We start from the raw sequence: 334 nt of genomic DNA on the forward strand, positions 1-334 counted from the left end.
ATTCTCGGCGCATTAAAAATCAACTACACACAGGAGGAAATCATTTATTTCAACATACAACATCATTTACGCCGATCCGCCGTGGCGGTATGAGTGCAAAAACAAATCGGGTGCAGCGGAAAATCACTATCCCACCATGAGCATAGACGAGCTGTGCGCCCTGCCGGTGGAAGCACTGGCCGCCAAGGATTGTCTGCTGTTTTTATGGGCCACATTTCCCATGCTGCCGGAGGCATTGCAGCTTATCCGGGCATGGGGCTTTACGTTCAAGACGGTGGCCTTTGTCTGGCTGAAACAGAACCGCAAAAGCCCTACATGGTTTTACGGGCTGGGC

1 protein-coding gene is annotated in these 334 nt (G+C 51.5%); it reads left to right on the top strand.

Annotated elements, in window-relative coordinates:
• Positions 1-46: 46 nt before the first annotated feature.
• Positions 47-334: MT-A70 family methyltransferase (locus ACQRBH_RS17385; protein ID WP_427762711.1), on the top strand; the 288-nt coding region annotated here is incomplete at its 3' end.

The sequence above is a fragment of the Bariatricus sp. SGI.161 genome, from assembly GCF_050313695.1.
In the GTDB taxonomy this organism is placed as follows: Bacteria; Bacillota; Clostridia; order Lachnospirales; family Lachnospiraceae; genus JAFBIX01.